Annotated in this window: 14 protein-coding genes; 3 read left to right on the top strand and 11 right to left on the bottom strand. The window is 64.8% G+C overall.

The features are described from left to right. Nucleotides 1-165 precede the first annotated feature (165 nt). Entirely contained in the window at nucleotides 166-723 is a 558-nt protein-coding gene (locus tag ACED18_RS01085; RefSeq protein WP_377288186.1) for a YceD family protein, read from the bottom strand. A gap of 28 nt (nucleotides 724-751) precedes the next feature. Then, nucleotides 752-1,288, bottom strand: coding sequence for a ubiquinol-cytochrome C chaperone family protein (locus ACED18_RS01080; protein WP_377288184.1), 537 nt, complete (start codon nucleotides 1,286-1,288; stop codon nucleotides 752-754). Nucleotides 1,289-1,425: 137 nt separating this feature from the next. On the opposite strand from ACED18_RS01080, the gene ACED18_RS01075 reads away from it, so the two are divergent. Beyond that, entirely contained in the window at nucleotides 1,426-1,950 is a 525-nt protein-coding gene (locus ACED18_RS01075) for an outer membrane protein assembly factor BamE (protein ID WP_377288182.1), read from the top strand. Nucleotides 1,951-2,073: 123 nt separating this feature from the next. On the opposite strand, the gene ACED18_RS01070 is transcribed toward ACED18_RS01075, so the two are convergent. From ACED18_RS01070 to ribH, 4 genes are all read right to left on the bottom strand, one after another. Beyond that, complete coding sequence (locus ACED18_RS01070) at nucleotides 2,074-4,209, bottom strand: sodium-translocating pyrophosphatase (protein ID WP_377288180.1); 2,136 nt, start codon at nucleotides 4,207-4,209, stop codon at nucleotides 2,074-2,076. A gap of 200 nt (nucleotides 4,210-4,409) precedes the next feature. Next, on the bottom strand, nucleotides 4,410-5,651 hold the full coding sequence (locus tag ACED18_RS01065) for an MFS transporter (RefSeq protein WP_377288178.1): 1,242 nt from the start codon (nucleotides 5,649-5,651) through the stop codon (nucleotides 4,410-4,412). Then, nucleotides 5,648-6,121 carry a transcription antitermination factor NusB gene (nusB, locus tag ACED18_RS01060; protein ID WP_377288176.1) on the bottom strand — a complete coding sequence of 158 codons (474 nt, stop codon included), beginning with the start codon at nucleotides 6,119-6,121 and terminating at the stop codon, nucleotides 5,648-5,650. Before nusB ends, ACED18_RS01065 begins: the two co-directional genes overlap by 4 nt. Beyond that, nucleotides 6,121-6,582: a 6,7-dimethyl-8-ribityllumazine synthase gene (gene ribH / locus ACED18_RS01055; protein WP_377288174.1), complete on the bottom strand. Its 462-nt coding sequence runs from the start codon at nucleotides 6,580-6,582 to the stop codon at nucleotides 6,121-6,123. The genes nusB and ribH overlap by 1 nt, the downstream gene beginning before the upstream one ends. A gap of 242 nt (nucleotides 6,583-6,824) precedes the next feature. Here ribH and ACED18_RS01050 point away from each other — a divergent pair, with 242 nt between their 5' ends. Further along, on the top strand, nucleotides 6,825-7,343 hold the full coding sequence (locus ACED18_RS01050) for a GNAT family N-acetyltransferase (protein WP_377288172.1): 519 nt from the start codon (nucleotides 6,825-6,827) through the stop codon (nucleotides 7,341-7,343). 258 nt (nucleotides 7,344-7,601) lie between these two features. Next, complete coding sequence (locus tag ACED18_RS01045) at nucleotides 7,602-7,949, top strand: hypothetical protein (protein WP_377288170.1); 348 nt, start codon at nucleotides 7,602-7,604, stop codon at nucleotides 7,947-7,949. A 62-nt stretch (nucleotides 7,950-8,011) separates the two neighbouring features. On the opposite strand, the gene ACED18_RS01040 is transcribed toward ACED18_RS01045, so the two are convergent. The 5 genes from ACED18_RS01040 to ACED18_RS01020 form a co-directional block, all read right to left on the bottom strand. Then, complete coding sequence (locus tag ACED18_RS01040) at nucleotides 8,012-8,635, bottom strand: riboflavin synthase (RefSeq protein ID WP_377288168.1); 624 nt, start codon at nucleotides 8,633-8,635, stop codon at nucleotides 8,012-8,014. Then, nucleotides 8,635-9,825: a bifunctional diaminohydroxyphosphoribosylaminopyrimidine deaminase/5-amino-6-(5-phosphoribosylamino)uracil reductase RibD gene (gene ribD, locus ACED18_RS01035; RefSeq protein ID WP_377288166.1), complete on the bottom strand. Its 1,191-nt coding sequence runs from the start codon at nucleotides 9,823-9,825 to the stop codon at nucleotides 8,635-8,637. Before ribD ends, ACED18_RS01040 begins: the two co-directional genes overlap by 1 nt. After that, complete coding sequence (gene nrdR / locus ACED18_RS01030; RefSeq protein WP_377288164.1) at nucleotides 9,822-10,295, bottom strand: transcriptional regulator NrdR; 474 nt, start codon at nucleotides 10,293-10,295, stop codon at nucleotides 9,822-9,824. Before nrdR ends, ribD begins: the two co-directional genes overlap by 4 nt. Nucleotides 10,296-10,315: 20 nt before the next feature. Next, complete coding sequence (gene glyA / locus ACED18_RS01025; protein ID WP_377288162.1) at nucleotides 10,316-11,611, bottom strand: serine hydroxymethyltransferase; 1,296 nt, start codon at nucleotides 11,609-11,611, stop codon at nucleotides 10,316-10,318. A gap of 328 nt (nucleotides 11,612-11,939) precedes the next feature. Continuing rightward, nucleotides 11,940-13,268 carry a murein L,D-transpeptidase gene (locus ACED18_RS01020; protein ID WP_377288160.1) on the bottom strand — a complete coding sequence of 443 codons (1,329 nt, stop codon included), beginning with the start codon at nucleotides 13,266-13,268 and terminating at the stop codon, nucleotides 11,940-11,942. Between the last annotated feature and the right edge of the window lie 360 nt (nucleotides 13,269-13,628).

Genomic DNA, 13,628 nt, shown 5'->3' with positions numbered 1-13,628 from the left:
CCTTGACCTTCGACAAGTGAGGCGCGCGCCGGCCGATGGTCGGATGACGGCTGCCAGCAGGAGCGTGGCCGGCCGAGGGGGCTCAAGCCGCGCCAAAATACCGCTTTTCCTTCGGCTGACAACCCAATTGTCGCGGCCTGCCGGCGATGGCTTGTCCAGATGGGCTCAGCCCTGGTCCTTGCCCTTCAGCCCCTGCAAAACAGCGAAGGGATTGGGCTTCTTGTCGTCGGTTGCGGTGCTTTCGATGCGCTCGCCGAAACTCGCGCCCGGCTTTCGCGGATAGGGATCGATGGCGAGCGCCACCTGTTCGGCGACCGCCGCACCGACATCGATCGAATCGCCCGTGAAGAGTTCGGGGAGATCCGGCCCATCCGGATCGAGAATCATCTCGCCGGAATCATTGGCGGGAATGCGGGCGAGCTTCGAGCCCTCCGGCACGAAGACGACCTCCACCTCTTCCCGGATATCGGAAAAGACCGGCTCCAGCGAGACGACGCAGGCCTGCTCGATGCGGGCGCGCACGATCCCCTTCATTTTCACCCCGTCCCTTTTCCAGCGGGTCAGCTGCAGATCGGCCTCGAGCTTTTCCACGGCCTCGATCTCCCAGAAGCGGGCGAGTGCCGCGCGTTCCTTCTCGTCTGCCTTCAGCGACACGGAAACGGGATTGGCCGAGATGTGGCCCACACGGACCTCCCAGGCGAAGGGGACCTTGATGTCCTTCATGTTCTTGATCCTTAAAAGTCAGCCGGCGTCAGGCTGCCGGCGGCGGCGCGACGCGGCCATGCTCGACATCCTCTTCCGGCAGGGCGGAAAACACCGCTTCCACCCGCATCAGATAGGAAGCCAGACCCGCCATGTCAGGGGCGTCGTCGCCGGCCTCGGGGTGCATGTTGCGCTTCAGCGCCTCGGCGAGCGCCTGCAAATCGCTATCATCCATCGCCTTGGCATAGGATTCCAGCCGGCCGTAGAACATGCCGGCGAATTTCTTCATGCGCTTCGGCACCGCGACATCGCCGACGCCGAGCTCGCGGATCGAGTGGTCCATGTCCTCGAAGAAGGCGTCGATGATCTCCTGGGCGATTTCCTGGCCGCTGCGGCCGGAGGTGCGGGTTCGGCGGAAATAGACGATCAGCATGGCGGCGATCATCTCGAAGCGGCCCATGACCGTATCGGGCACGCCCAGCGTCTCGTAGAGTGCCGGCTGGCGCGCGCCATTGGTCAATTCGGCATACTGCCGCTCAACGATCACACGATTGCCGGCTTTCTTGCCGAAGAGTCCGAAAATCATCACAATTGCCCGGCTTTGGATATCCAGAAATTAAAGGGCTTCATGTCCGCCGTGTTGCATGAAGGCTGAAGCTGGTTTACCGAAGCAGGCACGAAATGCAATGGCGGGAAAGCCGCTGCGGTTCATGGGAGATGTTCTTGACGGAACGCACATTCAAGTCGAACGGAACGGTTTTGCGTACATTCGCCATTGCCTCCCTCTGCGCAGTCACGCTTTCGGCCTGCAACACCAGCTCGATGCTCGGCAGCGGCACGGGCGCGCTTGGCACGGGCGAAACCATTCACCAGGGCTATGTGGTGGACGAGCAGACGCTGGCCCTGGTGCCGGTAGGCTCCAGCCGCGAGCAGGTGCTGCTCTCGCTCGGCACGCCATCGACCACGGCGACCTTCGACCACGAGGTGTTCTTCTACATCTCGCAGACCCGCAAGCGCCCCGTTGCCTTCATGAAGCCGCAGCTGGTGGACCAGAGCGTGCTGACGATCTATTTCGACAAGGACGGCAATGTCGCCCGCATCGCGAACTACACGCTGAAGGACGGCAAGCCCTTCGACATGATCTCGCGCACGACGCCGACGGGCGGCAAGGAACAGACCTTCCTTGGCCAGATCCTGTCCGGCGGCGCCGGCAAGGGCATCGCCCGGTCGATCCTCAACGACATGTAAGCGCGCGTTTAGGGGTCCAGCCCCTTTACCCCAACGACAAAACCGCGAGGCGCAAACCTCGCGGTTTTTTGTTTGTCGGGTGCAGCCGGTATCGCCCGTCGGGACGATACCGGTGCTCCTCTCTCAGGCCAGAACTGCCAACAGCAGCAGGGCGACGATATTGGTGATCTTGATGGCCGGGTTGACCGCCGGGCCTGCCGTGTCCTTGTAGGGATCGCCGACGGTGTCGCCGGTGACGGAGGCCTTGTGGGCGTCGGAGCCCTTCATGTGGCGTACGCCGTCCTTGTCGACGAAACCGTCTTCGAAGCTCTTCTTCGCATTGTCCCAGGCGCCGCCGCCCGAGGTCATGGAGATCGCCACGAAGAGACCGTTGACGATCACGCCCAGCAGCGATGCGCCAAGCGCGGCGAAGGCGGACGCCTTGGAGCCGGAGATGGCGAGCACGCCGAAGTAGACGACGATCGGCGCCAGCACGGGCAGCAGCGAGGGCACGATCATCTCGCGAATCGCAGCCTTGGTGAGCAGATCGACGGCACGGCCGTAGTCGGGCTTCACCTTGCCTTCCATAATGCCCTTGTTTTCGCGGAACTGGCGGCGCACCTCCTGCACGATCGAGCCCGCCGCGCGGCCGACGGCCGTCATGGCAATGCCGCCGAAGAGGTAGGGCACGAGACCGCCGAAGATGAGGCCGGCGACGACATAGGGGTTGGACAGGTCAAAGGAGATCGAGCCGACATCCGCGAAATACGGATAGCGGTCGCCATTCGCGGCGAAATAGGCGAGGTCGTTCGAATAGGCCGCGAAGAGCACGAGCGCGCCGAGCCCGGCCGAGCCGATGGCGTAACCCTTGGTTACGGCCTTCGTCGTGTTGCCGACCGCATCCAGCGCGTCGGTGGACTTGCGCACTTCCGGCGGGAGATGCGCCATTTCCGCAATGCCGCCGGCATTGTCGGTGACCGGGCCGAAGGCGTCGAGTGCCACGATCATGCCGGCAATGCCGAGCATGGCGGTTACCGCGATGCCGGTGCCGAAGAGCCCGCCGAGCTGGTAGGTGGCGATGATGCCGCCGACGATGACGATGGCCGGGAGCGCCGTCGATTCGAGCGAAACGGCGAGCCCCTGGATGACGTTGGTGCCATGGCCGGTGACCGAGGCCTGGGCGATGGAATTGACCGGCCGCTTGTTGGTGCCGGTGTAGTATTCGGTGATGATGACGATGAGTGCCGTCACCAGAAGACCGAGAATGCCGCAGATGAAGAGATTGGTGCCGGTGATCTCCTTGCCTGCGACGGTGCCGATGGCGCCCCAGCCGATGGTCAGCGAGGTGGCCGCGCCGAGGCCGACGATGGACAGAACGCCTGTGGCGATCAGCCCCTTGTAGAGCGCACCCATGATCGAGCCGTTGGTGCCGAGCTTCACGTAGAAGGTGCCGACGATGGAGGTGACGATGCAGGTGGCGCAAATCGCCAGCGGATAGCTCATGGCATTGGCGAGCGCCGGCGTGCCGGCAAAGAAGATCGCGGCAAGGACCATGGTGGCGACCACCGAGACGGCGTAGGTCTCGAAGAGGTCGGCGGCCATGCCGGCGCAGTCGCCGACATTGTCGCCCACATTGTCGGCGATGGTGGCGGGGTTGCGCGGATCATCCTCGGGAATGCCGGCTTCGACCTTGCCGACGAGGTCACCGCCTACGTCGGCGCCCTTGGTGAAGATACCACCACCGAGGCGGGCGAAAATGGAAATCAGCGAGGCGCCGAAGCCGAGCGACACGAGCGCGTCGATGACTTCGCGGCTGTCGGGCGCGTGGCCGAGACCTTGCGTCAGCACGAGGTAATAGATGGCGACGCCGAGAAGGGCGAGGCCGGCGACCAGCAGGCCGGTGATGGCGCCGGACTTGAAGGCGATGTCGAGACCGGCCGAAAGGCTGACGGAGGACGCCTGTGCCGTGCGCACATTGGCGCGCACCGACACATGCATGCCGATGAAGCCGGCGGCACCGGAGAGAACCGCGCCGATCAGAAAGCCGAGCGCCGCCGTGGCCGAAAGAAGCAGCCAAGCCGCGACGAAGACGACGGCGCCGACGATGGCGATGGTCATGTACTGACGCGTGAGATAGGCCTGCGCGCCCTCTCGGATAAACCCTGCAATTTCCTGCATGCGGGCATTGCCCTGGTCGGCGGCCAGCACCGACTGCGTTGCCCAGATGGCGTAAACCACCGACAGCAACCCGCATGCGATTACGCCCAGAAGAATGGTCATAGTCGCACTTACCTCCAAAAGGGCGTGCGGCGCTGAACGGGCCGTCGCCCTGCTCCCTTCCCGGGGCTCCGCCTCCTCAAGCGGTTGTGGCCTCCGGTGGCCGGAGAGTGCGGGCGCGAATCGGCGCCGTCAAGCCCGCGCCGTGTGGTTCGCATGACGTTCGTATGAATTTTCGATATCGCGTGGGCAACGGGCCTGCGTCAGGCCGTCCGGCGGCGGGTTTTCCCGCTAATATGAAGAAATCCAAGGAGAAGCAGGCACAGGATCGCCACCGGCCAGACCACGGCATTCAGCCAGTCCCAGCCATAGGCGGTCAAAACGCGCCCGGAAGCGAAAGAGGCGGTGGCGACCGTGGTGAAGAGGATGATGTCGTGGAAGGCCTGAACCTTGTCGGCCTCCTGCGGCCGGTAGCTGGAGGCGACGATCGCGGTGGCGCCGATGAAGCCGAAGTTCCAGCCGATGCCGAGCAGCACCAGCGAGCCCCAGAAATTCCAGAGCGCGATACCGGCATGGGCAACCGCCGCGCAGGCCATCAGCACCACGAAGCCGGCGGCGACGACGCGCTCGGCGCCGAAGCGGGCGATGATGCGGCCGGTGAGAAAACTCGGCGCGAACATGGCCAGCACGTGCCACTGGATGCCGAGCGTTGCCATGTCGGAGGAGAACCCGCAGCCGACCACCATGGCGATCGGCGCACCTGTCATCATGAAGGTCATCAGGGCGTAGGCCGAGATGCCGCAGACCATGCCGGCGACGAAGCGCAGCGAGGTGACGATCTCGGACAAGGGGCGCGCCGGCCCCTGCCCCGCGACCGGATGCGCGCCCGGCGCCGGCAGATCGACCATCGCGAAAAAGATGATGGCCGTGAGGAACAGCGGCGACAGCACGACCAGCGCGCCGGCGAAGGTCACGGGCGCGAAGAGATCCTTGGCGAGTATGACGATCTGCGGCCCGAGGACGGCGGAAATGATGCCCCCGGCAAGAATCCAGGAGATCGCCTGCGGCTTGTAAAAGGATGGCGAGGCATCCGCCGCGGCAAAGCGGATCTTCTGCGCGAAGCCGCCGGAAAGGCCGATAGCCATCAGGCCGGCGGCAAAGAGCCAGAAATCCTGGCGGAACAGCGCGATCGCCGCAATCAGCGCGCCCGCCATGCCGAGACCGGCGCCAGCCATGAAGGCGAGCTTGCGGCCGGCAAAGCGAGAGAGCACGGCAACCAGAATGGTGCCAAAGGCGACACCGACATTGTAGCCGGTGAGCGGCGCAGTCGCGAGCGCCTTGTCGGGCCCGAGCAACTGGTAGCCCGCCACGCCGCCGATGGAAAAGGCGACGGGGCCGGCCGTGCCGAGGATCGACTGGGCAGCGGCAAGGAGATAGACGGTGCGCCGCGCGTTGGCGAAGCCCTCAAGCGAAGCGGGGCTCTGGCCGGCGGCGCGATCCGTCACTTGCGCGGCTCTCCGCGCACGGTCCTGGCGACGCGGTCGAGCACGGCATGCACGAGCTTCGGCTCGTCTTCCTCGAAGAAGGCCTTGGCGATCTCGACATATTCCGTGACGATGACCGCCACCGGAACGTCCTTGCGCTCCAGGATCTCGAAGACGCCCGAACGCAGGATGGCACGCACGGTGGAATCGATGCGCGACAGCGCCCAGTCGTCTTGAAGTGCCGAGGCGATCAGCGGATCGAGCTTGCGCTGGTCGCGCACGACACCCGCCACGATCGACTTGAACCAGGAGGCGTCGGCCTTCAGATAGGTGTCGCCGTCGATTTCGCGGCCGAGGCGGTGTTCCTCGAATTCCGCGACGATCTCGATGACGCCGGTGCCGCTGATCTCCATCTGGTAGAGCGCCTGCACGGCGGCAAGGCGGGCGGCGCCGCGCTGGTTGACCTGCTTGATACCCTGTTCCGTCGACATCATGCCTCTCCGGCGAACTTCTGCTTGAGCGCGATCATGGAGAGCGCGGCGCGGGCGGCAGCACCGCCCTTGTCCATCTCGCTCTTGCGGGCCCGCGCCCAGCCTTGTGCTTCATTTTCGACCGTCTGGATGCCGTTGCCGAGCGCCAGGCTCTCGCTGACGGCGAGATCCATCAGGGCGCGGCAGCTTTCGTTGGCCACCACGTCGAAATGGTAGGTTTCGCCGCGCATGATGACACCGAGCGTGACATAGCCATCATAGTCGACAACGCCTTCGTCCGCACCGTCGAGCGCCATGGCGATGGCCGGCGGAATTTCGAGCGCGCCGGGAACGGTGACGACGTCGTAGGTCGCGCCGGCAGCATCGAGCGCGCTCGTTGCGCCTTCCAGCAGGGCATCCGCCATGCCTTCCCAATATCGGGCCTCGACGATCAGCAGATGGGGGGTCTCGTTCTCAGCCATGACATTCACCTAAGGGAAACGCGAAAAGGGCCGGATCATCACCCGGCCGTGTGGCGCGGTAAAACCACGCCCGGGCCCGAATGGCAAGCACTTTCCGTGCGGCGCCCGACCGCGCGGCCCCGGGTCGGCGGCGGAGTTCGTCGCAGACTTGCGCTCATCCGCCGTGCCATGCAGGCTTAGCCGGCAAAGCTGATTCTGCGTGTTCGAGACCACGCCATGCCCCGTGAGACGATAGGAGCCGGATGCAGACCGTTCCCCAGATCGAGACCGAGCGCCTGATCCTGCGTCCCTACCGGCGCGATGATTTTGCACCCTATGCCGCGCTTTTTGCCGACCCCATGGTGACGCGCTTCATCGGGGGCGTTCCCTTTTCCCGGGAACAGGCCTGGACGCGGTTCCTGCGCCAGGTTGGCATGTGGCATTATTTCGGCTTCGGCTTCTTTGCCCTGCAGGACAAGGAGACCGGCGCCTTTATCGGCGAAGCGGGCTTTCACGATCTGCACAGGGTCATCGTCCCCTCTCTGGAAGGCACGATGGAAACCGGCTGGGCGCTTTCCCCACGCGCGGCGGGACGCGGCCTTGCGACGGAGGCGGTGGCAGCGGCGCTGCGCTGGGGCGAGCAGCAGTTTCCGAACATGAAGCGCACCTGCATCATCGACCTCGAAAACCACGCTTCGCTGCGCGTCGCCGCCAAGCTGCATTTTCACGAAGTCAAGCGGACCACCTATCACGGGGCGAACGTGATCATATGTGAACGATAATGCATCGTTCACACGGCAGGCACAGGCTTGCGCAGCCCGGCGTTTGATGGACAATTTTTAACGAAAAACCATGGCCTTAGGGCCTTTTCAAACCGCGCGTTTCGATTAAATCTACTGGTGTCGACGGCGACGGGAACCCACCCGCCGGACCGCCGAAGACATCAACCCGGCCTTCCCTGACGCACTCGCGCCATCGAGACCAGACCTGACCGACAGGCTCGAAGAGCTGTCGGAACGGAAAAGTTATGGAGAAGAACCATGAACGGGATCACCAAACTCACCGCCATCGTTGTGTTGACCGGCCTGCCCTTTGCCGGCATCGCCAATGCCGCGATGGAAACCGCGCCCCAGCAGGTTGACCATACGGTCAAGCACTTCAAGGGTAACGACTTCAATATCGAGCAGCTCGACTGGGCTACGCAGAGCTCGTTCGATGAGGAGGACGGCATGGCGCAGCAGACGCCGCGCGAACAGGCCAAGTTCCAGCAGGCGCTCGCCAGCAATCCGAAGCTGGTGAAGGAATTGAAGGCCCGCAATGTCGAGATCGGCAATGTGGTCGGCGCCGAACAGGCGGCCGATGGAAGCCTGACCTTCTACGTGCGCTAAGCCCTCCTACGGCTGTCGCATGCACGGCCCCTGCCCTCACGGGCGGGGGCTTTTTTGCGTTCTCACGCTTCCGGCTCGGGCGCCGGAAACTCGGCCAGACGCGCGGCATAGCGCGCCATCGTATCGACCTCGAAATTGACGCTGTCGCCGGCCTTCCGCTCACCCCAGGTGGTGACTTCAAGGGAGTGACGGATGAGCAGCACGTCGAAATCGGTGCCGGAGACGGCATTCACCGTAAGCGACGTGCCGTCGAGCGCCACGGAGCCCTTCGGTGCGACGAAGCGGGCAAGATGGGCCGGCGCGCGCAGGCGAAAGCGCGTCGCGTCGCCTTCGGCGGTGACGGAGAGGATCTCGGCGCGGTCATCCACATGACCGGATACGAGGTGGCCGCCGAGCTCGTCGCCGATCTTCAGCGAGCGCTCCAGATTGATGCGGGTGCCAGCGGTCCAGGTGGCAATGGTGGTCAGCCGCAGGGCTTCTTCCCAGGCTTCGACCTCGAACCAGCGCGCCGTGTCGGCGGACTCCGGCAGGCGCGTGACGGTCAGACACACGCCCGAGCAGGCAATGGAGGCGCCGATGTCGATGCCCGCAGGATCATACTGTGTCTCGATGCGCAGGCCGACTCCGTGGTCGAGCGGCGTGACGGCGGCGACGGTGCCGATATCGGTGACGATGCCGGTAAACATCAGGAGGCCCTTTCATAGATGTCGAGGCGATCTTCGCCAAGCGTTCGGGTTTGGCGAAGCGCAAAGCCGTCCGGTATGTGGTCGCGCGTAACCGGCGATGCAATGCCGCCCTCGCCGATGAACCGCGGCGCGGTGAAAAGCGCGATACGGTCGACCAGGCCGGCGGCGAGGAAATCGGCTGCCACGCGGGCGCCGCCTTCTACGAAGAGCGAGGCAATGCCGCGCCCGGCAAGCATTTCCAGCACCGTCTCCAGCGCACCCGGATCGACCTCGATCACCTCGGCGCCGGCCGCTTCCAGCGCGGCGCGACGCATGCTGCGTGACGCCTCGCGGGCGAGTGCGGCCACCGCATCGGCGGACCGTTCGACTGTCTCGCCGTCCGGCCGACGCTCCCCGCCGACGACCAGAAGCGGCACATCGCGCGCGGTCGCCACGAGCCTTGAGGCCACGGGCAGCTCAAGGCGCCTGTCGAGAACGATGCGGTGTGGCGAGCGCGCTTCCATGCCGGGAATACGGCAGGTCAGCAGCGGATCATCTGCGATCGCCGTGCCCACGCCGACGAGGATCGCATCCGAGCGGGCACGCCAGTTCTGCACCCGGGCGCGGGCCTCGGGCCCGGTGATCGCCACCTGCCCCTCACCCTGCCGACCGACCATGCCATCGGCGGACACGGCAAGCTTGAGCGTGACGAGCGGACGGCCCTTTCGCTGGCGGCGCAGATAGGCGTCGAGGGCGCGTTCGCCCTCCTCTTCCAGCACGCCGGTCACCACCTCGATGCCGGCCTGGCGCAAAAGCGCAAAGCCGCGGCCGCTGACGCGCGGATCGGGATCGGTGACGGAGACGACGACCCGCGACACACCGGCCGCGATGAGGGCATTGACGCAGGGCGGGGTCTTGCCGTGGTGGGAGCAGGGCTCGAGCGTCACGTAGACAGTGGCGCCACGGGCGCGGTCGCCGGCAATTTTCAGGGCCTCGGTCTCGGCATGCGGCCTTCCGCCCACCGCCGTGACGGCACGGGCAACGACCTCGTCACGGCCGTCGGCACCGGGCGCGACCACGAGGCAGCCGACGGAGGGGTTGGAAGCCGTGCGGCCGGTGTTGCGCGCCGCGCGCCGCAGGGCCGCAGCCATCCAGTGCGCGTCGCGTTCGGCAATGCGCACCGCACTGCTATCGAAGGCCGCCACGCTCATTTGCCGGGATCGCGGGCGATCTTGGCGGAGATTTCGGCGATCACCTTCTCGAAGTCTTCGGCATGGGAGAAATCGCGGTAGACCGAGGCATAGCGCACGAAGGCCACGTCATCGAGGCTCTTGAGGGCTTCCAGCACCTGAAGGCCGATCTCCTCGGAGGGGATTTCCGTCTCGCCCACGCTTTCCAGCCGCCGGACGATGCCGGAAACGGCGCGGTCGATGCGGTCGCGGTCCACAGGCCGCTTGCGCAGCGCGATCTCGAAGGAGCGCTGCAGCTTGTCCCGGTCGAAAGGCACCTTCCGGCCGGATTTCTTGACGATGACGAGTTCACGCAGCTGCACCCGCTCGAACGTCGTGAAGCGACCGCCGCAATCCGGGCAGATGCGCCGGCGGCGGATGGCGTTGCCATCCTCCGCCGGACGCGAGTCCTTCACCTGACTGTCTTCGGAGCCACAATAGGGGCAGCGCATGAACCGTCCTTCGTCCCCGATTACATATAGGGGTACATCGGGAAGCGATCGGTGAGCGCCACGACCTTCTCGCGCACGCCGGCTTCGACGGCGGCGTTGCCTTCGTCGGAGTTTGCGACCTTGAGGCCGTCGAGCACTTCAACGATCAGGTTGCCGATCTCGGTGAATTCCGCTTCCTTGAAGCCGCGCGTCGTGCCTGCCGGCGTGCCGAGGCGGATGCCGGAGGTGACGAAGGGCTTTTCGGGGTCGAAGGGAATGCCGTTCTTGTTGCAGGTGATGTAGGCGCGGCCTAGGCCGGCTTCCGCCCGCTTGCCGGTGGCGTTCTTCTTGCGCAGATCGACCAGCATCAGGTGGTTGTCGGTGCCGCCCGAGACGATGTCGAGGTTCTGCTTGATGAGCGTATCGGCCAGCGCCTTGGCATTCTTGACGACCTGGGCAGCGTAGTCCTTGAACTCCGGCTGCAGCGCTTCGCCGAAGGCAACGGCCTTGGCGGCGATGACGTGCATCAGTGGGCCGCCCTGCAGGCCGGGGAAGACGGCCGAGTTGAACTTCTTGGCCAGATCCTCGTCATTCGTCAGGATCATGCCGCCGCGCGGACCGCGCAGCGACTTGTGCGTGGTGGACGTCGCGACATGGCAATGCGGGAACGGCGACGGATGCTGGCCACCGGCGACGAGACCGGCGATGTGGGCCATGTCGACCATCAGGTAGGCGCCGACGGAATCGGCGATCTCGCGGAAGCGCTTCCAGTCCCAGATGCGGGAATAGGCGGTGCCGCCGGCGATGATCAGCTTCGGCTTGTGCTGCTCGGCCTTCTTGGCGACATCGTCCATGTCGAGCTGATGATCGTCTTCGCGCACGCCGTAGGAGACGACGTTGAACCACTTGCCGGACATGTTGACCGGAGAACCGTGGGTCAGGTGACCGCCCGAGTTGAGGTCGAGGCCCATGAAGGTATCGCCCGGCTGGAGAAGCGCGAGGAAGACGGCCTGGTTCATCTGCGAGCCGGAATTCGGCTGGACGTTGGCGAAGTTGACGCCGAAGAGCTTCTTGGCGCGCTCGATGGCGAGTTCTTCGGCGATATCGACGAACTGGCAGCCGCCGTAATAGCGCTTGCCCGGATAGCCCTCGGCATACTTGTTCGTCATGATCGAGCCCTGGGCTTCGAGCACGGCGCGAGAGACGATGTTTTCAGAGGCAATCAGCTCGATCTCGTGGCGCTGGCGGCCCAGCTCCTTTTCGATGGCGCCGAAGATCTCCGGGTCGCTCTCGGCAAGCGGGCGGGTGAAGAAAGGGGACTTGTTTTCGGCAAGCATCGCGAGACACTCCTCTTTGTGGGTGACAGGGTCTTTAACTTCCTGACACGCCAAGAGCAAGTTCCGCTGTGCCGATTGCGCCATTTCGCAGCAGCGGCGCGCCTGCCCCGACACCACCGGTCAAAACGCGAAAGGCCGCATCTTCCGGGGAAGATACGGCCCGCAAACTGCACACATATGCGCAAACTTTTCCGGTGTCATGATCGGGCTTGACCCGACCATCCATGCGTCACGATCCGCGTTCTTGGCCGTGGATCCTCGAGGCAAGCCCGAGAATGACGGGGTAAACCAAGCAGCCCTTGGAGGCCGCCGAGGGCCGCCGACCGTCCTACTGCGCCAGGGGCAGCTGTTCGACGGTGCCGGCGGACTGCTCGATGCCCGTCGTGGTCTGGAGCGCCAGCTGCTGGTCGCCATCCATCTGGTAGATGTCGTCGCGGAACTGCACGACGCCATCCATGACCGACCAGGCGGTGATGTACTTGAAGTAGACGGGCACTTCGACCGCCAGCTTGATCGGCGTATTGTTGCCGGCGCGGATGGTCGCCTCGATCTGCTGACGGGTCCAGCCGGGCGTGTCGCGCAGCAGCCAGACGGTCAGGTCACGAACGTTCTGCACGCGCACGCAGCCCGAGCTTTCGAAGCGGGCGAGCTTGTTGAACAGGCCCTGCTGGGGCGTGTCGTGCATGTATTCGTTGTTCGGGTTGTGGAAGTTGATCTTCGTGGAGGCCATGGCATTGGTCTTGCCCGGATCCTGACGGAAGGTCACGTTAGGGGCCTTGTCGGCGTTCCAGTCGATCGTCTCGGGCGCGACTTCCTGACCGTTGCCGTCGATGAGGCGGATCGAGTTCTTGCTGAGATAGGTCGGATCCTTGCGCATCAGCGGCACGATGTCCTTTTCGACGATCGAGCGCGGAGCGGTCCAGTAGGGGTTCAGGATGACTTCGTAGATCTGCGAATTGATGATGTGGGTCGGGCGGCTGATGCGGCCGACGATCGCCGTATGACGCTGCACGACACGGCCGTTTTCCACGGCCTCGATCGAGGCAGCGGGGATGTTGACGGCAACGTAGCGCTGGCCGAGATCGCCCGACATGGACTGGAGGCGCACCAGGTTCGTGTTCAGCTGGTTCAGGCGCACGTCGGCAGAGATGTTGAGCGCCTTGACGGAGAATTCGCCGAGAACGCCGTCAGCCGGAAGGCCGTGACGGGCCTGGAAGCGCTTGACCGCGCCATCGACATAGCTGTCGAAGGCGTTGGAAATGCCGGCCTCGCGCGGAAGGTCGCCGGAGATGATCAGGCGCTGGCGCAGGGCCTGCACGGCCGGGTCCGAGACGCCGAGCTGGAGCGTGACGGGCGAATTGACCTGCGGCCAGCCGCCATTGGCGACGATCTGCTGATACTGGGCAATGGCTGTCTGGGTATAGGTGAGCGTTTCAAGGCTGAAGATCGGCGTGTTGGAAACTGTGGCCGTTGCCGTGCGCGAGGTGCCCTTGGCGTCGAACTGGTCGTCCCAGCTGCCACGGGTCGGCGCGTTGATGATCTCTTCAAGCGCCTGCTGTGCGGCGGCTGTTCCAGCCCAGGCCGCAGCCCCGATCGTTGCGGCACTGCGCAGGAAGGCGCGGCGCGAAACGGCTTCAATCCGAGATTTCTTCGACATGTTTCCTACCATCCGGGTCCGATAACGTCGCTTCGGCCCTATCACAAACAGGGTTAACAATTGTCCACCCCATAGCGCGGGCGGCCTTCACTCGCGTCTCACGTTCGCGCGAGCTTCCGCGTCATCTGCACGTTCCGTCGGGAGGTCGGGACGTGCGCAGGCAATGCGGCTTATCCACATTCGGGCTGTCACAGCAATATGGCCAAAGCGTGTTTGCGGCTTTCGGGATCGCCGGCTCCCGCACACGACAGCGCGAGCGTGGCGCGCGGGCAACAATCGGCGGTGACCGAAGGCGGAGCCGATACCCCGAAAACGCGATGGGCCCGCGCGCGGCCTTTCGGCGCGCGGGGCCCTTCCCTC

Source organism: Rhizobium sp. SG2393, assembly GCF_042610495.1.
Taxonomy (GTDB): domain Bacteria; phylum Pseudomonadota; class Alphaproteobacteria; order Rhizobiales; family Rhizobiaceae; genus RU20A.
The sequence above is the reverse complement of the archived record's forward strand: the minus strand, read 5'-3'. Positions and strand labels throughout refer to the sequence as shown.

Coding starts and splice junctions, on each gene's coding strand:
- ACED18_RS01085 (WP_377288186.1), bottom strand. CDS start 723: ATGAAGGACATCAAGGTCCCCTTCGCCTGGGAGGTCCGTGTGGGCCAC.
- ACED18_RS01080 (WP_377288184.1), bottom strand. CDS start 1,288: ATGATTTTCGGACTCTTCGGCAAGAAAGCCGGCAATCGTGTGATCGTT.
- ACED18_RS01070 (WP_377288180.1), bottom strand. CDS start 4,209: ATGACCATTCTTCTGGGCGTAATCGCATGCGGGTTGCTGTCGGTGGTT.
- nusB (WP_377288176.1), bottom strand. CDS start 6,121: ATGTCGACGGAACAGGGTATCAAGCAGGTCAACCAGCGCGGCGCCGCC.
- ribH (WP_377288174.1), bottom strand. CDS start 6,582: ATGGCTGAGAACGAGACCCCCCATCTGCTGATCGTCGAGGCCCGATAT.
- ACED18_RS01050 (WP_377288172.1), top strand. CDS start 6,825: ATGCAGACCGTTCCCCAGATCGAGACCGAGCGCCTGATCCTGCGTCCC.
- ACED18_RS01045 (WP_377288170.1), top strand. CDS start 7,602: ATGAACGGGATCACCAAACTCACCGCCATCGTTGTGTTGACCGGCCTG.
- ACED18_RS01040 (WP_377288168.1), bottom strand. CDS start 8,635: ATGTTTACCGGCATCGTCACCGATATCGGCACCGTCGCCGCCGTCACG.
- ribD (WP_377288166.1), bottom strand. CDS start 9,825: ATGAGCGTGGCGGCCTTCGATAGCAGTGCGGTGCGCATTGCCGAACGC.
- nrdR (WP_377288164.1), bottom strand. CDS start 10,295: ATGCGCTGCCCCTATTGTGGCTCCGAAGACAGTCAGGTGAAGGACTCG.
- glyA (WP_377288162.1), bottom strand. CDS start 11,611: ATGCTTGCCGAAAACAAGTCCCCTTTCTTCACCCGCCCGCTTGCCGAG.
- ACED18_RS01020 (WP_377288160.1), bottom strand. CDS start 13,268: ATGTCGAAGAAATCTCGGATTGAAGCCGTTTCGCGCCGCGCCTTCCTG.